General features: G+C 71.6%; 17 protein-coding genes. 11 read left to right on the top strand and 6 right to left on the bottom strand.

Annotated elements, in window-relative coordinates:
* Positions 1-112 precede the first annotated feature (112 nt).
* Positions 113-643, top strand: coding sequence for a hypothetical protein (locus ACIQUT_RS35340; RefSeq protein ID WP_403569159.1), 531 nt, complete (start codon positions 113-115; stop codon positions 641-643).
* Between the two features lie 79 nt (positions 644-722).
* Here ACIQUT_RS35340 and ACIQUT_RS35335 read toward each other — a convergent pair whose 3' ends face one another.
* The gene (locus tag ACIQUT_RS35335; protein ID WP_403569157.1) at positions 723-1886 is read right to left on the bottom strand and encodes a PLP-dependent aminotransferase family protein; all 1164 of its coding nucleotides are present in this window, start codon (positions 1884-1886) and stop codon (positions 723-725) included.
* Here ACIQUT_RS35335 and ACIQUT_RS35330 point away from each other — a divergent pair.
* Entirely contained in the window at positions 1785-2435 is a 651-nt protein-coding gene (locus ACIQUT_RS35330) for an aminotransferase class V-fold PLP-dependent enzyme (protein WP_403569155.1), read from the top strand. The two genes, ACIQUT_RS35335 and ACIQUT_RS35330, sit on opposite strands and share 102 nt — an antisense overlap.
* Complete coding sequence (locus ACIQUT_RS35325) at positions 2432-3808, top strand: MFS transporter (RefSeq protein WP_403569153.1); 1377 nt, start codon at positions 2432-2434, stop codon at positions 3806-3808. Before ACIQUT_RS35330 ends, ACIQUT_RS35325 begins: the two co-directional genes overlap by 4 nt.
* 97 nt (positions 3809-3905) lie before the next feature.
* Here ACIQUT_RS35325 and ACIQUT_RS35320 read toward each other — a convergent pair whose 3' ends face one another.
* Together ACIQUT_RS35320 and ACIQUT_RS35315 are read right to left on the bottom strand one after the other, a co-directional pair.
* Complete coding sequence (locus tag ACIQUT_RS35320; protein ID WP_403569150.1) at positions 3906-6434, bottom strand: tetratricopeptide repeat protein; 2529 nt, start codon at positions 6432-6434, stop codon at positions 3906-3908.
* Entirely contained in the window at positions 6431-6880 is a 450-nt protein-coding gene (locus tag ACIQUT_RS35315; protein ID WP_403569148.1) for a hypothetical protein, read from the bottom strand. Before ACIQUT_RS35315 ends, ACIQUT_RS35320 begins: the two co-directional genes overlap by 4 nt.
* A 219-nt stretch (positions 6881-7099) precedes the next feature.
* Between ACIQUT_RS35315 and ACIQUT_RS35310 the strand changes: the two genes are divergently transcribed.
* From ACIQUT_RS35310 to ACIQUT_RS35290, 5 genes are all read left to right on the top strand, one after another.
* Positions 7100-7435 (top strand): hypothetical protein, encoded by a 336-nt coding sequence (locus ACIQUT_RS35310; protein WP_403569146.1) that lies wholly within the window; start codon positions 7100-7102, stop codon positions 7433-7435.
* Between the two features lie 217 nt (positions 7436-7652).
* Positions 7653-8093: a hypothetical protein gene (locus tag ACIQUT_RS35305; protein ID WP_403569144.1), complete on the top strand. Its 441-nt coding sequence runs from the start codon at positions 7653-7655 to the stop codon at positions 8091-8093.
* A 271-nt stretch (positions 8094-8364) separates the two neighbouring features.
* Positions 8365-8940, top strand: a complete 576-nt coding sequence (locus ACIQUT_RS35300; RefSeq protein WP_403569142.1) for a dihydrofolate reductase family protein — start codon at positions 8365-8367, stop codon at positions 8938-8940.
* A gap of 1170 nt (positions 8941-10110) precedes the next feature.
* Positions 10111-13485, top strand: a complete 3375-nt coding sequence (locus ACIQUT_RS35295; protein WP_403569140.1) for a ricin-type beta-trefoil lectin domain protein — start codon at positions 10111-10113, stop codon at positions 13483-13485.
* Between the two features lie 161 nt (positions 13486-13646).
* The gene (locus tag ACIQUT_RS35290) at positions 13647-14828 is read left to right on the top strand and encodes a hypothetical protein (RefSeq protein WP_403569138.1); all 1182 of its coding nucleotides are present in this window, start codon (positions 13647-13649) and stop codon (positions 14826-14828) included.
* Between the two features lie 445 nt (positions 14829-15273).
* On the opposite strand, the gene ACIQUT_RS35285 is transcribed toward ACIQUT_RS35290, so the two are convergent.
* Both ACIQUT_RS35285 and ACIQUT_RS35280 read right to left on the bottom strand, forming a co-directional pair.
* A complete protein-coding gene (locus ACIQUT_RS35285; RefSeq protein WP_403569136.1) occupies positions 15274-15789 on the bottom strand; it encodes a hypothetical protein in 516 nt (171 codons plus the stop codon).
* A gap of 587 nt (positions 15790-16376) precedes the next feature.
* The gene (locus tag ACIQUT_RS35280; RefSeq protein WP_403569134.1) at positions 16377-16832 is read right to left on the bottom strand and encodes an ATP-binding protein; all 456 of its coding nucleotides are present in this window, start codon (positions 16830-16832) and stop codon (positions 16377-16379) included.
* A gap of 157 nt (positions 16833-16989) precedes the next feature.
* Between ACIQUT_RS35280 and ACIQUT_RS35275 the strand changes: the two genes are divergently transcribed.
* The 3 genes from ACIQUT_RS35275 (at position 16990) to ACIQUT_RS35265 (ending at position 18572) form a co-directional block, all read left to right on the top strand.
* Complete coding sequence (locus tag ACIQUT_RS35275; RefSeq protein ID WP_403569132.1) at positions 16990-17865, top strand: Scr1 family TA system antitoxin-like transcriptional regulator; 876 nt, start codon at positions 16990-16992, stop codon at positions 17863-17865.
* Entirely contained in the window at positions 17862-18107 is a 246-nt protein-coding gene (locus ACIQUT_RS35270; RefSeq protein ID WP_403569130.1) for a DUF397 domain-containing protein, read from the top strand. Before ACIQUT_RS35275 ends, ACIQUT_RS35270 begins: the two co-directional genes overlap by 4 nt.
* A gap of 105 nt (positions 18108-18212) precedes the next feature.
* On the top strand, positions 18213-18572 hold the full coding sequence (locus tag ACIQUT_RS35265; protein WP_403569128.1) for a hypothetical protein: 360 nt from the start codon (positions 18213-18215) through the stop codon (positions 18570-18572).
* Between the two features lie 325 nt (positions 18573-18897).
* Here the strand turns inward: ACIQUT_RS35265 and ACIQUT_RS35260 are convergent.
* Positions 18898-19562 (bottom strand): hypothetical protein (locus ACIQUT_RS35260; protein WP_403569127.1); only part of this gene is annotated, 665 nt, incomplete at its 5' end.

The raw sequence follows: 19562 nt of genomic DNA, 5'->3' as shown, positions 1-19562 counted from the left end.
GTCGTCGGCCGGAGGCGTCGTCGGCCCGGAGATGTCATCGGCCAGAGGTGTCGTCGGCCGCCGCACTCCGGCGCCGCGCCCCCTCCGCCCGGCATGCCCTACCGTGACCGGCATGAGCACGCCGAAAGCGGGACAGCCGGGCTACCGGTACGTCGGCCCGGAGCACGTGAGGGCCGCCGTCCGTGGGGCGGCGGCCGGGACCCCCGTCCGCACACCGGCCGACTTCGCCCGGTGGGCGGCGGACCGGTCACCCGGCGAACTGGCCGAACCGTTCACCTTCGTCATCGGCACGGACGGCATCCTGCGACTGGCCCCACGCCGCAGCGAGCACGTCGCCTGCGCCGGCGGGCACCGCGTCCTGAGCGCCGGCGAGATCGGTTTCCGTTTCCGTGCCGAGGCCGGTCGGTGGGCGGTGCACGAGGTCAGCAACCAGTCGACCGGCTACTGCCCGGACCCGGTGTCGTGGCCGGCCGTGGCCCGTGCACTGGATGCAGCCGGGCTCGACCGCCCGAACGGCTTCACCCACGGGATCGTCTTCCGCCGCTGCCCCGCCTGCCGGGAGCACAGCATCGTCCGGGACAGCCACTTCGCCTGCGTCTTCTGCGACACGGACCTCCCACGACACTGGAACGTCGACCTGTAGACCTCCCGCCCCGCCCCGGCCTGCCCCGCCCCAGCCCGCCCCTCCCCGCCCCGTACGGACGGTCGCGCGCGGGAGCGTCTCAGGCCTGGGGCAGGGTGCGTGCCGCGGCGGCCAGGCGGTGCGCGGCTTCGGTCAGGTCCGCGGTGTCGGCGGCCGCGGCGAAGCCGAGGCGGAGGTGTGAAGCGGGCGGGTCCGTGGGGAAGTAGCGGTGGCCGGCGTCGACGGAGACGCCGTGCAGGCGGGCCGCGTCGGCGACGGCGGTGTCGGTGAGGCGGTCGGGGAGGCGGAGCCACAGGTGCAGGCCGCCGGCCGGGTGCCGGGTGAGTGTCCAGTCGGGCAGTTCGCGGGCGAGGGCGGTGGCGAGCGCGGTGGAGCGGGCCCGGAGTGCGGTGGCGAGGGCGCGCAGGTGGCGGTCCCAGGCAGGGGTGGAGAGCAGTTCGACGGCGGCTTCCTGGAGCGGGCGGGCTGTGAAGAAGTCGTCCACCTGCCGCATGCCGCGCAGCCGGTGCATCACCGGGCCGCGGGCGACGAGTGCGCCGATGCGCAGGCTCGGCGAGGCGGGCTTGGTCAGCGAGGTCAGGTGGACGACTGTGCCGTCGCGGTCGTCGGCGACGAGCGGGCGGGGCACCGGGCTGCCGCCGTGGCCGAGGTGGCGGGCGAAGTCGTCCTCGATCAGGAACGCCCCGGCGGCCCGGGCCACGTCCACGACCTGGCGGCGGCGCTCGGGTGTGAGCACCGTGCCGGTCGGGTTGTGGAAGGTCGGCTGGCAGTAGAGGAGCCGGGCGCCGGTCATGGCGAAGGCGTCGGCGAGCAGGTCCGGGCGGATCCCGTCCCCGTCCATGGGGACGGCGACGGGGCGCAGGCCGGCCGCCCGGGCGGCGGCGAGGGCGCCCGGGTACGTCGGTGACTCGACCAGCACCGGGCTGCCGGGGGCGGCCAGGGCGCGGAACAGCATCGACAGCGCGCCCTGGCCGCCGCCGGTGACCAGGACGTCCTCGGGGTTCACGCCGTTTCCCGCCTGCCGGGCGAAGAGCGCGCGCAGCGGGGCGAGTCCGGCGACGGGGGCGCGGTGCCAGGCGTCCGGGCGGCGCGCGGCGCGGGCGAGCGCGGCGCTGAGTTCGCGGGCGGGCCGGAGGCTCTCGTGCAGGTAGCCGCCGGAGAGGGCGACCGTGCCGGGCGGGAGTTCCGCGGACGGGCCGTTCGCGGTACCGCCGGGGTCGAAGGCGCGGCCGGCCAGGGCCACCGTCTGCCAGGAGGTGTCCGCCGGGCCCTCCTCCGACGCCGGGGGGCGGCGGGTGGCGACGTACGTACCGCTGCCGGGGCGGGTGACGACGATGCCCTCGGCGGCCAGCAGGGCGATCGCCCGGGCGACACCGCCGCCCGCTTCGAGGAGTGGGAGTTCCCGTACGCCACCGTGCTCGGCTGCGCCGCCGCCGTCCGCTACGCCCTGCGGGTCGGCATGGAACCGGTGTCGCGGCGCACCCCGGCGCTCGCCGCCCGGCTGCGCGGGCAGCTGGCCGGGCTGCCGGGCGTACGGACGCTGGACGGGGGTGCGGCGCCCGCCGCCCTGGTCACGTTCGCGGTGGAGGGGTGGCGGCCGCAGCCGTTCAAGGCCGCCATGGACGCACGCGGCATCAACTCGGCCCTGAGCTTCCGGGAGTTCGCGCAGTTCGACTTCGGGGACAAGGAGGTGGAGTGGTGCCTGCGGCTGTCGCCGCACTACTACAACACGGAGGACGAGGTCGACGAGGTCGCCGCGGCGGTCGCCGAGCTCGTACGGAACCCCAGGTGAGCGGGGAACGCCCAGCCGGGCCGGTAACCGCCAGGCCTGCAGCTGCCGCCCCGCCCCCGCCGTCGAAGGCGCGGGAGAGCCTGTGGCGCAACGGCGACTTCCTGAGGTTCTGGTTCGGCGAGACGGTGTCGCTGCTCGGCACCCAGGTCACCAACCTCGCCCTGCCGCTGACCGCGATCAGCGCCTTCGGAGCCACCGACGAACAGGTCGGGCTGCTGCGCTTCCTGCAGCTCGTCCCGTACCTCGGGCTGGCTCTGCTGATCGGGGTCTGGACCGACCGGGTGCGGCGCCGACCGGTGATGCTCGGCGCCAACGCCGTCCGGCTGGTGCTGATCGGCTCGGTGCCGCTGCTGTACTGGTGTGGCCTCCTCGACCTGACGATCCTGCTGGTGATCGCCTGCGCCGTGGGCATCGCGTCCGTCGTCTTCGACGTCAGCTGGATGTCGTACGTGCCCACGGTCGTCCGCACGCCCGAACACTACGTCGAGGCCGGCGCCAAGATGGGCACCAGCTCCTCCGCCGCCGACGTGGCCGGGCCGGGCCTCGCGGGTGTCCTCGTCTCGGCCCTCACCGCACCGGTCGCGCTCGTCGTGGACGCCTGCTCGTACGCGGTGTCCATGCTGTCGCTGCTGCTGATCCGCACGCGCGAACCCCGCCCGGAGCCGGCCGCCGAACGGCATCTGCTGCGCGAACTCCGCGACGGGCTCGGATGGGTCATGGGGAACAGCGTGCTGCGGGCGCTCGCGCTCGTCGGCTTCTGCTGCAACTTCTCCATGATCACCACCTGGACGATGTTCCTGCTCCACGGCACGAACGACCTCCACCTGGGCTCGTCCACCCTCGGGACCATCTTCGCGACCGCCTCCGTGGGCGGGCTGATCGGCTCGCTGGTCTCCCGCCGGGTCATCGCCCGCTTCCCGCTCGGCCGGGTGTACCTGGTAGCGCAGTCGGCCCTGCTGCTCGGCCCGACGCTCATCGTGGCGGCCGGCGGGCCGAGGCCGCTGATGCTGGCGATGTTCGTGCTGTCCTTCTTCACGACGTACCTGGGCCTTGGCGTGGCCGGGGTCATCATCGTCAGCCTCCGCCAGACCCTGACCCCGCAGTCGATGATGGGCCGGATGACGGCTGCGTTCCGGACACTGCTGTTCGGCGGCGGCGCGCTCGGCGGGCTCGCGGCCGGCCTGCTGGCGGGCCGGCTCGGCGCCCACGGCGCGCTGGTGGTGGCGGCCGTCGGCTCGGCCGCCGTCGCACTCGGCCTGCTCGCCTCCCCGGTCAACCGCCTGAAAGCGCTGCCGGAGCCGTTCACCGGGTCGGCGAACACCCTCGGCGTGAGCCTGATCGTCAAGCGGCGGGGAGCGGGCCGGCGGCAGTGAGAAGGCCGGCCTCGCCCTGCTCGCCGCCGGCACTCACGGGCCGCCCGTCACCCGGCCCGCCGCCTGCCGGTCACCGGCGAGGTAGGCGCCGTCACCGTCACCCCCCGATCCAGCGGGCCAGCAGGCGCGTGGTGCGGTCCGCTGCCGGGTGGTCCAGTCCGAGAGCGGCGATCTGGTCCGGGATCAGCGCTTCCAGTTCGGCGACCGCCCCCGGGATGTCCCCGGCCTCGGCGCGCCACCGGGCCAGTTGCTCACGGCCGGCCAGGGTGTGGGCGTGGGCCGGGCCGAGGACGCGGACCCGCTCGGCGTGCAGCTCCTCCAGCAGGCGGACCGCCCCGGCCGGGTCACCCGAGCGGCCGGTCCACTCCGCAACCGCCGCCCGCGTACCGAAGGTGTCGGGGTGGTCCGGGGCACTCTCGCGCCGGACCGCGGCGAGAGCGGTGAACGCCCGCAGCGCGAGGGCCGGTTCGCCGAGCTCGCCGCGGTGGCGCATGGCCTCCGCCCGGGCGCTCAGGGTCCGCGGGTCGTCGGGCCCGAACCGGGACTCGGCCTCGCGCAGCGCCTCCCCGTGGAGGGCGAGCGCTCCGGTGTGGTCGCCGAGTACGGCCCGCATGTTGGCGAGGTGGTTGCGGGTGCTCGCGGCCCCCGGGGCGTCCGCGCCCTCGATGCGCACCCAGTCGGAGTGCAGTGCCTCCAGTTTCGCGACCGCCGTGCGCGCGTCCCCGGCGGAACCCCGCCATACGGCCGCGCTGCGCCGGGTCTGCAGGACGTCGGGGGAGTCGGGCGCGAGGACCTGCAGCTGGTCGGCGAGGAGGGCCTCGAAGGCCTCGGCGCCGCCGCGCGCGTCACCCGACTTCGCCGTCCACCAGGCAAGGTATCCCCGGGTCTTGAAGAGCAGGTCCGCGTCGTCGGGGAAGCGGGTCCGCACCTCCCGGAGCAGCCCGGCGAAGTGCCCGATGGCGGCGCCGGACCGGCCCGCCTCGCCCAGGCTGCGGCCCATCCGGTACAGCACCTCGTGGGGCACCGGCGCGAGGAGTGCCTCGCCCGCCGTCGCCGTGAGCGCGGCGGCGTTCGCGCGCAGCGCCTCCTCGGCCGGGGGCGCCGGCTCCGGGTCCCGCTCCCAGACGGCCATCAGGGCATCGGCTGCGGCAGCGATGGCCGCTGCCGCTTCGTCGGCGGCCATGTCCTCCCGTACCGCGCGCTGCACCAGCTGGTGGACCCGTACGGCGGAACGCGGCTGCTCCGCGTCGAGTTCGACGAGGCTCAGCCGGCGCAGGTTGGCCAGCGCGAGCCGGGCTGCACGGGAGCCGCGGCTGCCCGGGCCTGCGCCCTGCGGCAGCCGCGAGAGCCCGGGCGGCCCCGGCAGCCCCGGCGGCCCCGGTGGCCCCGGTGGCCCCGGCAGCAGTGCGAGGACACTCGGGGCGCCGAGCACCTCCTCGGGTATCCCGTTCGGGTCGAGGTACGAGGCCACCCGGAGGAGGGGCCGGGCCGCGCCCCCGGGGCTCAGCGCGTCAGCCCGGCGCACGGACAGCGCCCACGTGAGCGCGACGGGCCCGGCGTCCGCCGCCGCCCCGTCCGGAACGGCCGAACCGGACGGGAACACCTCCGCCAGGGTCAGGCGCCGGTCCGCCAGCTCCTCCCGGTAGGCGGCGCAGGACAGGGTGGGGTTGTCCGCCAGGTAGGTCCGCGCGTGCGCGAGGGCGAGCGGGAGGCGGCCCAAGTCCTCGGCGAGGGCGGCCAGTTCGGGCCGCGGGTCCCGGCGGCCGACGGATGCGGAGCCGTCGGCAAGGTAGGCGACTGCCTCGTCGGGCGTGAACAGCCCGACCCGCACCAGGCGCCGCAGGTCCCCGCCCAGCGCGGCCTCCTGGCGCCGCGTGGTCACGAGGGTCCGGCCGTACGGGCTCGGGGGCGGCCACAGTCCGCGCACATCGGCCGGGTCGGCCACGTCGTCCAGGACGACCAGCCAGCGGCGGGGCGTCCACCCGGGCCCTGCGGGCCGGGGCAGCAGCCAGGTGAGGAACTCGGCGGCGGCCCGCTCGGGATTGCCGCCGGGCGCGCCGAAGAGGCCCTCGGCGGCCGTGGCGTAGGCGGCGAGCACCGCGTCCCGACTTCCGGCCGTCACCCACATCAGCAGGTCGATCCGGCCCTCGCGCAGCATGCGGGCGGCATGGTCGGCGGCGATCTGGGTTTTCCCGGTTCCGCCGAGACCCGTGACCACCCAGGACGTCAGGTCCCCGCCGCGGCGGCGGCCGCCATCACCGTCGCCGTCACTGTCACCGTGGCGACGGCCGTCACAGTCGCTGCCGTCCGCGGCGGGCGGGGCCGCCGGTTCGTCGAGGTCCACCGCCAGGTCCCGGCGCCGGAACCCCTCGGCGCGGTGCGGTGGGAGGCCGACCACGTACGGCCAGGCGACGGGAGTCTGGGGCGCCGGGAAGTGGACGTACTGCACGTTCCCGGAGCCGACCTGCACGGCGGTCGGCCCGCTGAACCAGCTCCCCGCCAGAGCGGCGTACGGCTCTCCGCCGACGGCGTCGCGCGCGTCCGGGGCCGCAGTGGACGGTTCGGCGAGGCCAGCCGGCTCGGCGGGACCGCCCGGCTCGGCGGGGCCGGACCCTGGCGAGGTCACTCGCTGGTCCGGCCGAACGTGACCTCCTGGGTGTTGCCGCCGCCCACCTGCACGGCCGTCGGCCCGGAGAAGGTGTTGTGTGTGATCTCGATCCGCCCCGCGGCCGCCGCCGCGGTGTGCTCGGCCACGAGCGCCCGCAGCTGCTCGCCCAGGGCGTCCCGCTCCACGTCGCCGACGCACTCCAGCAGCCCGGCGAAGCGGGTCTGCCAGATGATCTCCTGCTGGATGCGCGCCGCCTCGGCCTCGCTCTCGGGCCGACCGGATGCCGACAGGGCGGCCGCGGTCGCGTCGAGGTGCTCCAGCTCCGCCTGCTCGCGGTGCGCGTTCCCGCGTCCGAACATCAGCGCCAGTCGGCTGCGCAGCCCCTCCCACGCGTCCGTGCCGGCCGCCTGCACGACCGCCGAACCGCCCCCAGCCGCCATTGCCGCCATGGTTTCAGCCAGCATGTTCCCCCCTTGCATCACTGCGTGAGCTGTCTCCCCTCCGTCCCTACCCAGCCGTCAACCTCCCTGCACACCGCATCACTTCGGTTCGGAGGCGGCGCGGACGGGGAACGGTACAGCGGCAGGGTTGGTCCGTCTGGGGAGGGCGAGATGACTGATCTTTGGCCAGGGGAGAGCCTGTTGGGGCAGTGGATTGCCGGGACGGCAGTCGGGAGCCTGCAGGTGGTCCGTACTCCGGGCCGGCTGGTCCTCACCGACCAGCGGCTGGCTTTCAAGCCGATGATGTTCGGGGAAAACGCCGGCCCGTTCAAAATCGCGTTCGGCCTGACCAACGCCGTCTCGGGGCTGGACGATCACTACCTCGCGCTGGTGGACATCACCGGCGTCGAGGCGATGAACGGGTCGGCCCTGATGGCCGTCCACCTGCAGACCGGGGGAACGCGCCACTACCTCGTCCTGCGTCGCCGGATCGGGCCGGTCTTCAGCCAGAAGCACGCCCCGTACCGCGACAACGCGGTCCAGCGGATCTCCGCGGCAATCGACGCGCTCCGCAAGTAGCAGGCCGCCTTGCGCCCCGGGCCTGTCCGTCCGTCCGGACGGACAGGCCCGGCAGCGGAAGCGGAAGCGAAAGCGGCAGCGGGAGGGGAAGAGGGAGGGGAAGAGGGAGAGGGAGTACCCATTCAGGCAAAGCCCTGTCTACGCGCCGGTAGGCCGCTACGTTTTCAGACCCATCGGCACACGACGAAACCGAGAACGAGAACAGCAGGGGGACGACATGCTGGCTGAGGCATTGACGGCGCTGGCCGCGGCAGGGGGTGCCGCGGTGGTGCAGGCGGCCGGGACCGACGCCTGGGAAGGGCTGCGGAGCCGACTGGCGCGGTGGTTCGGCCGCGGGGACGCCGAGCGGGAACGCGGCGAGCTGGAGCGCCTGGAGCACAGCGCGGCAGAGATCGTCGCCGCCGACACCGGCACGGCCGACCGGGTCAGGGGACGACAAGAGGTGGTGTGGCAGACCCGCATCGAGACCTTGCTGGAAGGCCTGGACGACGAGCAGCGCACCGAGGCGGCCGGCCTGCTGCAGGAACTCCTGGACCAGGCCACGCCCCCGTCCGCCGGTGAAGCCGGAGGGGTGTCCGGCAACACGTTCAAGGGCCCCACCGCGTTCCAGGTCGGCAACAACAACCAGCAGGACGTCCGCTTCGGCCCCCAGACATGACCACTGCCGACGCAGAGTCGGCAGGCGGCGTCCCCGGGAAGCGGAGGAAATCCACAACTGGCTCACCGCGAGCGATACCGCTTCCGCCCCGGGTGAATGACGTGCGGCAGCCGCCCGCGGCCCGCCCGCCTGCCGGACGGCTGTCAGAGCCAGCCCGCTCCTGCACGGCCCGCACCGCTTCCGTACGGTTGCGGGACCCCCGACCCCGGGCGCACGCACGAGCGCGTGTCAACCGCTCGGGGGCACCCGCATCACAGGAGATCATGGGGCCATGGGAAAGCTCATCCACTTCGTGCACCAGTCCCTCGACGGCTACATCGAAGGCCCGAACGGGGAGTTCGACTGGCCCGTGATGGGCGCGCAGCTCTCCGCGTACTCGCGGGAACTGACCCCCGAGGGCACGGTCTTCCTGTACGGCCGCAAGGTCTGGGAGATGATGGCCGGCTTCTGGCCGAACGCCGAGCAGTACTCCGACGACCCGCATGACCTCGCCTTCGCCCCGGTCTGGCGCGCGGCCCCGAAGGTGGTGGTCTCCACCACCCTGAAGACGGCCGGCTTCAACACCCGGATCGTCTCCGGGAACGCCGCCGAGCAGATCGCCGACATGAAGGGCTCCGGCGCGGACCTGGTGCTCTTCGGCGGTGCCGAGCTCGCCGCCCACCTGACCAGTCACCGGGTGATCGACGAGTACCACGTGGTGGTCCACCCGCTGCTGCTGGGCGGAGGACGGCCGGCCTTCCCGGCCGGCGCTCACCGCACGGGCCTGGAACTGGTCGACACCCGCCCCTTCGACGGCCGCACCGTCCTGCTCCGCCACCGCCTCGCACCCTCCGCCGAAGGGGTGTAGACGCCGCAGCCGTCAGGACTTGCGTCGCCCTGGAGACGACCGCATGAACGCGGCACGCTTCGCCGACACAATACCGGCGTGCAGCGCCCAGAATCACTCTTCATGAATTCCGATTTACGCACGCTCTTTCCATCCTCGCCATCCGCAACGATCACCTCTCCCGACCGCAGGTTCTGGCCCTGGGAGGGAGCAAAGGAGACCATTCCGTCGAGTCGGCGCCCACGCTGAGGAAGGTTCCGGTCCGCGAGTCGTACTCGTGGGCCCCGAGGTGGGTGAGGCCGGTGGTCCAGTCCTGGGTGCCGCCACAGGCCCACCTTCCTTCCCGTGATCCGCGATCTCGTGTCGCAACCAGCCCTACCAGTCGAGGATCAGCGGTCTTGGGCCGGAGGTGAGGTTGGCCCAGTGGAAGTCTCCGTGCGCTTTTGGGCCGCTTCAGGCAGGAGCGATAGAGCATCGGATTCACCACTGCAGGCTGGCAACACTGGCCGACACGCCGAACGGCCCGCCGGGGGATCCGGCGGGCCGTCGCTACTTTGTCGGCGTGCTGCATCCAGGGGTTCATGCCCGGATCCTTGGCCCCTACGGGACGGTTCGCTGAGACCTTCTGCGAGCACTCTCCATCTCATGAACCTGGGCGTCGACGCGAGAGTTCCCGCCACCGTTCCGGGTGGTGTAACCAGCTAGCCCGTCCAATGAGACGGACTGACCGCTCTTCAGCCGGATGACCGGAACAGTAGAGGTCAAAAGGCTACCGCCTCGATATTCCGAGCCGATCTCTTGTATGGCACCCCAGGGAATCTTCTTCCAAGTAAATATCCCAAGGTACTTCACCCCCCAGCTGTCGACCCACGCCACACAAAGTGCTGCTCTGACTGACACCCAGAGACCCACGGAGAGGCAGATGGATACGGTCAGCATCGATTCGCTCCATCCTACCGTGGTTGCAGTGGCATACCCTAGAAAAAGAGCCAGGAGACCCAAGGCGCAGAGGAATATATTCCAACCATTTCGAAACGTCATCTTATCCTGCACCTGTCGGATCCCTTCATCTTTGATCAGCCACTAAGCAAATGCTCAGTTATTTTCCCTGAAGGCTCCCGCCAGTGACGGTAGGGCTCCCCCGACGGTGTACAGCGGGTGGTAGCCGTGCACTGCTGCGTACGAAGCGCGATGGCACTTGGGTCGGCCTGGACGCCACCCTGGTTCAAGGAGGCCGACGGCAGACTCCGCCCGAAGGCTACGGTCAGTGCGCTGACGCTGTCCGGCGGCGGCACGGCACCACTGGCCACATTGGACCAAGACGGCAAGGAACTGGAGCTGAGTTGGCCGGAACCCCTTCCCGTGCCCGCACTGGAGGGCAGGAGCGCGATCTACCGCGAGGTGGTCCCGGGAACCGATCTAAAGGTCACGGCCGACGAGGGCGGTGGCATTTCCCAGGTACTGGTGGTGAAGTCCGCCGAGGCCGCGGAGCACCCGAAACTCACCACACTGACCATGGGTCTCAAGGGCCAAGGTGTCAGTCTCTCCGCTGACCACCGTGGCAACCTGAAGGCCGCCGATTCCTCCGGACGTACGGTTTTCCAGGCTCCGACCCCGACGATGTGGGACTCCACGATTCCTGTCCAGGCCCCGCTGCTCAAGTCCCCTGGGTCTGGGGCGTTCTCCCAAGCCGTGAAGAATGCGGCGTCGCAGGCTCCGGGCGTCGACGAAGTGCCGGTCAAGCCCGTCTCGGACAGCGACAGCCCAGGCGATGCCGCCAAGGTTGCGCGGCTTCGTACCGATCTCGGCAAGGATTCCATCTCGCTGACCCCGGATCGCTCGTTCCTGACCGACCCCTCGACCACGTACCCGGTCTTCATCGACCCGGCCTGGCAGCCCGCCAACCGCGGCACCCAGCACTGGGCCTGGGTACAGGAGGCCTACCCCGGCAACGTCAGCTACGACGACTACGACAACACCTACGACCCCGGTGTCGGCTACCAGCGGTGGCGTTCCCGGACCGGCCTGGAGCGGTACTACGTCCAGGTCGACACCAGCGACCTGCGGGACAAGAGCATCAAGAAGGCATCGTTCATCGCGACGCAGTCATACGCTGCCGACGCCGTCTGCTCGCGCACCTATGAGGTGGACCTGCACTCCACTGAACCGCTGCTGTCAGACATCACCTGGAACACCCAGCCGCGAGACTGGGAGGTCCTTCGTACGACGTCGCTGAACAGCGCGGGCGGCCCCGGCTGCCCCGGTTCCACCACGCTCGGCGAGTGGGACGTGCGCGAGCACCTCGTCGCCAACGAATGGCGAGGGAGCCTGACCTACGGCCTTTTCGCCTCGGACGAGTCCAAGAGCGGCGGCAACAACTCTTTCAAACGGTTCACCCGCGACCGCAACCACCTTCCGTTCCTCTACGTCGAGTACAACCGGCGCCCCTACGACCCGTGGGAGCTCAGTACGTTCCCCGCGCCGAAGAACCCGAGCGGTACGAACGGCTGCGGCTGGGTCGGCGCCACCTCGTACGCAGGCCTGGGCCTCGGTGCCTGGATCGGCGACCCCGAGAACCAGCCGGTCGACGCCCGCTTCCTCGTGTACGACGCCGCGGGCGACATCCTGGCCTACGACAGCGGATGGATCGGTCAGGCAAGCGGAACCCATTGGGTCTCAGCGCACCCCACCGGCCTCCTCGACGGCCATACCTATCGCTGGCAGGTCCAGAGCGGCGATGGTGACATGACCTCCAGCCCGGTGACCGGCTGCGGCTTCACTCTGGACGTGCAGCCACCGTCCGTCCCTGCAGTCACCTCCTCCGAGTTCCCGCCCTCGGGCACCCTGCCCGGTTCCACTCAGCACGTCGGGTGCCCCGGCACCTTCACGGTCACGTCGACCGACACGCTGAGCGGGGTGCAGTTCTGCGAGTGGTCGTTCAACGCCGCGCTCCCGACCGCCGGCGCCAACCGCGCCGACGCCGGTGCCGCCGGCAGCGCCTCGATCCCGCTGACGCCGACCACCTGGGGCACGAACATCCTGCGCGTCCAAGCCGTGGACCGTGCCGGCAACCGGTCGCAACAGCAGACCTACACCTTCTACGTGCCCGACAACCCCAACGCGAAGACGACGCTGGGCGACATCATCGGCGACGAGCGGGTCGACTTCGTCGCCCCCACCGACGCCGGCGACCTCGTCGTCTACCCCACCGCCACCGACCCGGCCACCGGCGGCGTCCTCGCCTCCACCGCAGCCCACAGCCCCGGCGGCAAGGGCTGGGGTCCCGGCACCCTGACCACACACCGCGGCGGCAACGGCATCCGCACCGACGACCTGTGGGTCCACCGCGACGGTCAGCTCACGCTGTACCGCAACTCCCTCACCCAGGGCGGTCTCGCCGCCAACGACGGCCTGTACTTCACCGCCGGCAAGGCCGTGCCCGTCAAGCGCCCGTACCTGTCGGACTGCACCGTGGCCGCCACCAAGCAGCCCTGCGGCGCCGAGTACGTGGAGAACTGGACGCGGGTCAAGCAGATCCTCGCCGTCGGCGACGCCCTGCCCGAAGCCGGGGCCGACCCCCGCAACGACCTGATCACCGTGGAGAGCGACGGCGCCAAGAGCTCGCTCGTGCTGTTCCAGGGCACCGGCTCCACCGGCTCCCTGCGTGACCCGGTCGCCCTCGTCCTGAGCGCTTCCGGCTGGGACAACCTCACCCTCATCGCCCCGGGCGACGCCACCGGTGACGGGCTCCCCGACCTGTGGGTCCGCGACAACACCACCGGTGACCTCTACCAGTACGCCAACGAAGCCGGAAACCCGGCAGCCCTCGGCGACCACTCCAAGCGCACCAGGATCGGCACCGGCGTCGCCAAGGCCGCCGACCATCCGGTCATCAGTTCCTCGGGCGACACCAGCGCCGACGGAATCCCCGACCTGTGGGCCCTCGACAGCCACCACCGCCTGCAGACCTGGAACGGCACCGCCACTGGCGGCAGGGTCACCGGCTTCGCAGGCTCCCGCACCATGGGCGACGCCCGTATCTCCACCGGATCCTGGAAGCTGGACGAGGGCAAGGGCACCACCGCGACCAACCTGCGGGGCCGCATCAGCAACGTCACCGCTTACAACCACTCCACCATCCCCTCCGCCACGCGTACCACACTCGTCTCCGCGGTCAGCGACACCAAATGCGCCGACGACAACGGCGAGAGCACCGCGGACGGAAACCGCATCCAGATCTGGGACTGCAACAACGGACCGGCCCAGCAGTTCGAGGTCCGTGAGGACGGCGAGCTCCGCGTCTTCGGCACGTGCGTGGAAGCCGCGGACGGCGGCACGGCGAACGGCACCCCCGTCCAGCTGATGACCTGCAAGGGCGGCGGAGCCCAGCAGTGGCTTCCCACCGCCGCAGGAGGCTTCCTCAACCCCCGGTCGGGCCGCTGCCTGAACCTGCCGAACGCCGCCATCGGCAACGGCACCCAGCTCGCCCTCCACGACTGCAACGGCTCCAACGCCCAACGCTGGTACGCGGCGGGGCTTGCCTCGCCGCTCGGGGTCGCCCGCTGACCCAGGTGCCCCGGCCGCAGGCCCGTCTGCTCCCGGCCATCCGGGAGGGGACGGGCCTGCGGGTGCTGGGCCTGCGGTGCCGGGCAGCCTGCGGCCTGTGGCCGGTGAGGTGCCGGGTTATGTTGTGCCTTTCACCGGGGGACGACATACGGAGCTTGTGCATGACACAGAACAGCGGGCAGGGGCCGGGGCCTGGGTATCCGGGCCAGGGGCAGCAGTACGGAGGCTGGGGCGGGGCCCCGCAGTGGGGCTATCCGGTGCCGACAGCACCGCAGCCGGGAGTGATACCCCTGCGCCCGTTGGACCTCGGGGAGATACTCGGCGGGGCGTTCGGGACGATCCGGGCGCACTGGAAGCAGCTGGCCGGTGTCATGCTCGCCGTCATGGCCGTCGTCCTGCCGGCCATGGGCCTTGCGGTGGGCATCGGCGTGGCCTCGGTGTTCGAGCACTTCGAGCCCGTCTTCGACCCGCCCTTCGGCGAGGAGCCCCCCGCCGAGGACGTCATACCCCTGCTCGTCGCGGGCGGTGTGCTGTTCGTGGTGCTGGTCGCTCTGGGGCTGTTCGGCGTGGCGGTGGTCACCGCGCTCTGTCCGGCGGTCCTCAAGGAGGCGGTCACGGGCCGCCCCACCACGTTCCGCGCGATGTGGCGCGCCGCCGTCCGGCGGGCTCCCGCGGTGGCCGGCGCCATGGTCCTCGCCGGCCTGATCGCCGGGCTTCCGATGCTCGCCGCCCTGGCGGTGGGGATTCCGGTGGTGGTCGCCTCGGCCGCCGACGGCAGCGGGCCCGCGATCCTCGGCCTGCTCCCGGTACTGATGCTGGCCGCCGCGCCGGTGACCCTCTGGCTCACCACCCGGTTCGGTCTGGCGTCGGCCGTCGTGGTGCTGGAGGATATGGGTCCGGTCATGGCGCTGCGCCGTTCGACCGCACTGGTCCGGGGTGCCTGGTGGCGGATCTTCGGCATCACCCTCCTCGGCAGCCTGATCGCGGGCGCGATCGGGTGGGTGATGCAGCTGCCGTTCAACTTCATCGGCACGTTCGCGCTCTTCCCCGCCATGACGGCGATGCCCGAGGACGGCGGAGGCCCGTCGAGCGGGGTGATCGCCGCCATGGCGTTCGCCTTTTTCCTCGTGTTCTTCGGCGCCGCTGCCGGGCAGATGTTCCAGATCGGGTTCACCCAGCTGGTGGGCTCCCTGCTGTACGTCGACCAGCGCATGCGGCGCGAGGGCCTCGCCGAGGCGCTCCTCGCCGAGCTGGCCGTATCCCCGTCCGCGCCGCCGTCTCCGGCACAGTCGCCGACACCGTCCGCGCCGCCGCAGCCCGGTGACCCGGCCGACGGGCAGTAGCCTGCCCCGCCGCCGCACGCGCTGAGGCGGATCGCCTCGGCGCGGGGCCGGTGCCGGTTCCGGTGCCGGGGCCGTGGCGCGGAGCCGTCGAGGGGAGAGAGCGGTGCGCCACCACCCGTGTTTGCAGGGGGACTGCGACGTGTCGTTCGCCCGGCCGCACGCCACGCTGTGGCCGGGCCTCGCCGACCACTGCGCGTACGGCCTGAACAGCGCGAGCCACAGCAGAAGCTGTTCGCGTTCCACGACCGGGCCCACCTGACCCGGAAGTTCGCGGCGCTGACCGGCATGCCGCCGGGCGTTGACCTGCCGCGCTCGCGCTCGAAAAAAACTGCACCGGGCCGGAGAAGCGAGCGGAGCCCCGGGCCCGGGCCCTACAGGATTCGGGCCGGTGAAAAGGCGCTGCCCGGCGCGCACCGTACGTCGGTGTGCGCCGGGCAGCGGTGCGTCAGAGCGAGGACTTCGACGCGCTGACGACTTCGCACTTGTTGTACTCGCTGCCGTTGCCCTTGCCGGTGTACGGCGTGGTGGCCTCGGCCTTGGCGGACGCGCCCTTCGCGACCTTGAGGCCGGTCACCTTGGCCAGGGCGAGGTTCGCGGTGGCGTCGCCGCGGAACTTCATGGTGATGTCGTACGTGGAGTCCAGCATGCCGCTGTTGGTGACGGTGAGCCGGGCGACCAGGTTCTTGCCGTCCAGCTTGCACTCGTCGATCCGGATGTCCCGCTCGGCCTTGTCGCGGCTGGAGCCGTTCGGGACGGAGGTGCCGCCCGAGGTGCTGGTGCTGCTGCTGTCGTTGCTGCCGCCCGTGGTGCTGCTGCCGCCGCTGGTGCTGCCGGAGCTGCCGGAGCTGGAGCTGGAGCTGTGGCCGCCGCCGCAGCTCGCGCCGTGGGAGCCGCGGGCTCCGGTGAGGGCGAAGACTGCTATACCGAAGACGGCGACGGCGCGGACATGGCGAAGCTTCACGTTTCAACCCCCGTTGAAGTGGCAATAAATAAGGGCCCTGTCTTGACGGGCGCACGTCACCCTAGCAGTGGACGGGGACCTTCCGCTTCACGGAACGGTCTCAAAGCGCCGGGCCGGACCGCAGCAGAGCCGGGCCGTCGGTGCCGATCTACTCCCGCACACCCCATCAGGCCTGTGGCTTCTTGATGGCGCACCGTGGCCGACCCACAGATGGATGCGGGTGGTGCCGGGCCGGGACTTGTGCACGTGGATGTCCGCACAGGACCGCACGGCTTGGGCTTCGGGCGTCTTGGCGTCGCCACGGGAGAGACGCCGATGCGCACGCCATCGACAAAGGTCTCGGGCTCGGGCAGGCCAAGGTGGCCGAAGCCGTCGCTGCACGTGCACCCCGGCTCCTCGGGACGGGTGTTGCGGACGTGCCCCACGGCACCCTGGCCTTTCCGCGTGACGACCAGGGCGTACGAGTCGCTCGCCACCCCCGCCGTCCGCTTGGCGTCCGCCCATTCCTCGTCGAACGTCACCGAGCACCCTCCGTAGCCGTACGACACAGGATGATTCACCCTGACAAGCGTCGTATCAGGGGGTGTTCAGCCCGGAAGGTTCAGTTCCGCGACGACCGTCTTGCCGATGGGCGGGCGGTCGCGGACCTCCCAACGGGTCGCCAAGGCCTGTACGAGGAGCAGGCCGCGGCCCGCGTCGGCCAGCGGGGCCGGCGCGGGGGCCGAGCCGGGAGTCGGGAGGCGGCGCTCGCCGCGCGGGTCGGAGACCTCGATCCGGAGCACGTCCGCGGTGAGGGTCACCACGAGTTCGAAGTTCCGGCCGGGGACCCGGCCGTGGGTGACGGCGTTCGCAGTGAGCTCGGCCAGTACGAGGGCGGCGGCGTCTGCGGTGTCGCCGGCGGCCGGAACGCCCCAGGTGTGGAGCTCGTGGAGGGCCAGGCACCGGGCGAGGCGGGCGCCGCGCGGGGTGGAGCTGAACTGCTGGGAGAACACACGTACGGTGACCGGCGCCTGCCGGGTCCGCTGTGCAGGAGGTGGCGTCATGGCCCCAATGTGGCGGCGGAAGTCGGCGTTCACCAGGGCCGCGGCGCGTACGGTCGGTCAGCGTACGCGCACAGAGGGTGGACAGTACGCATCACCGAGCGTGAGCATGGGTGGGTCGGGAGCGTTACGGAAGCACGTGCGCGGGAGGTGGCCCGGGATGGCCTACGAGAACACGGACGAGGGCGGTACGGGCGGGGAGCCGGGCGAAGGCGGCCCGGCCGGTGGGGAACCGGAGGCATCGGACAGTCTGCGCACGTTCGGCGCGGTCGTCCAGGCCCTGCGGGAGCATGCGGGGCTGGGCCGGGAGGAGTTCGGGGAGCTGGTCCGCTTCTCGAAGCACACGGTGGCCTCGGTCGAACAGGGCCGGCGCATGCCGGATCCGGATTTCGTCGAGCGGGCGGAGGGGGCGCTGGGCAACACGGGGGCGCTGCGGCGGGCGGCCCGTCATCTGTCCCGCCAGCCGGGCCTGGCGAGCTGGTTCCGGCGGTGGGCGCGGCTGGAGTTGGTGGCGGTGACCCTGTACACGTACGAGTGCCGCATGGTTCCGGGCCTCTTGCAGCCGGAGTCGTACGCGCGCACGCTGTTCGTGGACCAGGTGCCCCCGCTCAGCGACGCCCAGATCGAGGCCCAGTGGACGGCGCGGGCGAAACGGCAGCGGCTGCTGAGGGAACGCCCGAACACCACGTTCGGATTCATCCTGGAGGAACACCTGTTCCGGCGGAAGACGGGCGGGGTGGAGGTGACCCGGGAGCTCATCGACCACGTGCTGGAGACCGCGGAGCTACGGAACGTGGAGCTCCAGGTGATGCCGCTGGAGCGGGCGGCGCATGCGGGTTTGGACGGGTCCATGCAATTGCTGGAGACCCGGGAGGCAAAGTGGTTTGCCTACTGCGAGGCGCAACGCAGCAGTGTGCTCATCTCCGACCCGAAGGAGGTCAGCGTCCTCCAGCGGCGGTATGCCAGGATGCGGGCACAGGCCCTCTCCCTGGAGGACTCCGTGGGCCTGTTGAGGGAGATCCGAGGAGCGCTATGAGCACGGAAGAACTGACCTGGTTCAAGAGCAGCTACAGCGGCGGTGACGGGGACAGCTGTGTCGAAGTCGCCCTCTCCTGGCACAAGTCCAGCTACAGCGGCGGCGACGGCGACGACTGCGTGGAAGTCGCTGCCTGTCCCTCCGCGGTCCACGTCCGGGACTCCAAGGACCGGCACGGCCCGCAGCTCGCCCTCTCCCCCACCGCGTGGGCCGGCTTCGTGGCGTACGCGCCCGAGGTGTGATCCCGGGATTCCGGTGAGGGTGTTCCCGCCCCCGGGGAAGTCCGGGGGCGGAGCCGAGTCGACAATGCGTTCGACGTGCTCGGGTCCGCTCGCGAGAATCGGCCCATGAGTCTCCTCGTGCACACCTTCGTCTATGACGCCGACGGCGGTTACGACTTCCTGGAGGACCCCGAACACGGCCGGGACCTGGCCGGCTTCGAGAGCACCCGGACCCGGCTGTGGGGGTCCGAGGCGATACGGGCCCTGGGCGCGAGGTTCTTCCCGCGGCTCGACGGCGACGACCTCTACGTGGAGCAGGACGAGATCGACGACTTCCTCGCCGAGTGCGAGGCCGTCCGCCCGCACCTCGACCACCTCGCCGGGCAGGGCGGTTACGACCCCGGCTACGTCGCCCGGCGCTTCGACAACATCGTCGCCGCCGCGCTGCGGGCCAAGGCCGAGGCCGGCGGGATCGTCGTCTGGTGAGGGAGGAGGCGCCCTGCGGGACCGCCAGGGGCCTGCCGCTGCACGGCGCCGCGGGGGCTACGGCCCGACAGGCCGCCGAGGACGCAGCCGAGGCCGTACGCGAATCGCCACCACGAGAGCGCCGGCACCGGCCCGCTGCTTGATCTTGGAGACCGGTCGGTGACGTCGACGGCCTCAAAGGCGAGGCGAGCGAGCTCGCGCACATCCTCAACTCTCGCCGTGGATCAAGGGTCCGCGAACGGGCCGTACGTCGACGCGAACGCCGGTGCACGGCCCGTTCCGAGTCCCTGCCGATGGATGGCGCCCACCGGCTACAGGTCTGGCATCAGAGGGTGATCCGATCCAGGGCGGCGTCGCCTGACCCGCTCTTGTACGACAGCAGGTACACCACACCGTCCACCTGGAGGGGGGCGAACGAGGTCCACCCTCCCGTCCAGGAGGTACGCCAGTCCTCTGTCAGGTTTCCGTCCGGGTGGACCAGATCGCTGGCAGCGGCGCCCGATTCACCCTTGTACGACAGCAGGAACGTCGAGCCGTTCACCTGAATCGGAACGAGCGAAGTCCACCCCTGCGTCCACTCCTGACGCCAGACGTCATCCAGCCCACCACCGGCATCGACACGATCCAGCGCCGCAGCACCCGACCCACCCTTGTACGACAACAGGAACGTCGAACCGTTCGCCCGAATCGGAACGAGCGAAGTCCACCCCTGCGTCCACTCCTGACGCCACACCTCAGCCAGCCCACCACCGCCATCGACACGATCCAGCGCCGCAGCACCCGACCCACCCTTGTACGACAACAGGAACGTCGAACCGCCCACCTGAATCGGAACGAGCGAAGTCCACCCCTGCGTCCACTCCTGACGCCACACCTCAGCCAGCCCACCACCGCCATCGACACGATCCAGCGCCGCAGCACCCGACCCACCCTTGTACGACAACAGGAACGTCGAACCGCCCACCTGAATCGGAACGAGCGAAGTCCACC

The sequence above is a fragment of the Streptomyces sp. NPDC090445 genome, assembly GCF_044769385.1.
GTDB lineage: Bacteria > Actinomycetota > Actinomycetes > Streptomycetales > Streptomycetaceae > Streptomyces.
The sequence above is the reverse complement of the archived record's forward strand: the minus strand, read 5'-3'. Positions and strand labels throughout refer to the sequence as shown.

What these genes read in the sequence shown, in the direction of transcription:
- ACIQUT_RS35340 (WP_403569159.1), top strand. Translation starts at nt 113, where the DNA reads ATGAGCACGCCGAAAGCGGGACAGCCGGGCTACCGGTACGTCGGCCCG.
- ACIQUT_RS35315 (WP_403569148.1), bottom strand. Translation starts at nt 6,880, where the DNA reads ATGCTGGCTGAAACCATGGCGGCAATGGCGGCTGGGGGCGGTTCGGCG.
- ACIQUT_RS35305 (WP_403569144.1), top strand. Translation starts at nt 7,653, where the DNA reads ATGCTGGCTGAGGCATTGACGGCGCTGGCCGCGGCAGGGGGTGCCGCG.
- ACIQUT_RS35300 (WP_403569142.1), top strand. Translation starts at nt 8,365, where the DNA reads ATGGGAAAGCTCATCCACTTCGTGCACCAGTCCCTCGACGGCTACATC.
- ACIQUT_RS35295 (WP_403569140.1), top strand. Translation starts at nt 10,111, where the DNA reads ATGGCACTTGGGTCGGCCTGGACGCCACCCTGGTTCAAGGAGGCCGAC.
- ACIQUT_RS35290 (WP_403569138.1), top strand. Translation starts at nt 13,647, where the DNA reads ATGACACAGAACAGCGGGCAGGGGCCGGGGCCTGGGTATCCGGGCCAG.
- ACIQUT_RS35280 (WP_403569134.1), bottom strand. Translation starts at nt 16,832, where the DNA reads ATGACGCCACCTCCTGCACAGCGGACCCGGCAGGCGCCGGTCACCGTA.
- ACIQUT_RS35275 (WP_403569132.1), top strand. Translation starts at nt 16,990, where the DNA reads ATGGCCTACGAGAACACGGACGAGGGCGGTACGGGCGGGGAGCCGGGC.
- ACIQUT_RS35270 (WP_403569130.1), top strand. Translation starts at nt 17,862, where the DNA reads ATGAGCACGGAAGAACTGACCTGGTTCAAGAGCAGCTACAGCGGCGGT.
- ACIQUT_RS35265 (WP_403569128.1), top strand. Translation starts at nt 18,213, where the DNA reads ATGAGTCTCCTCGTGCACACCTTCGTCTATGACGCCGACGGCGGTTAC.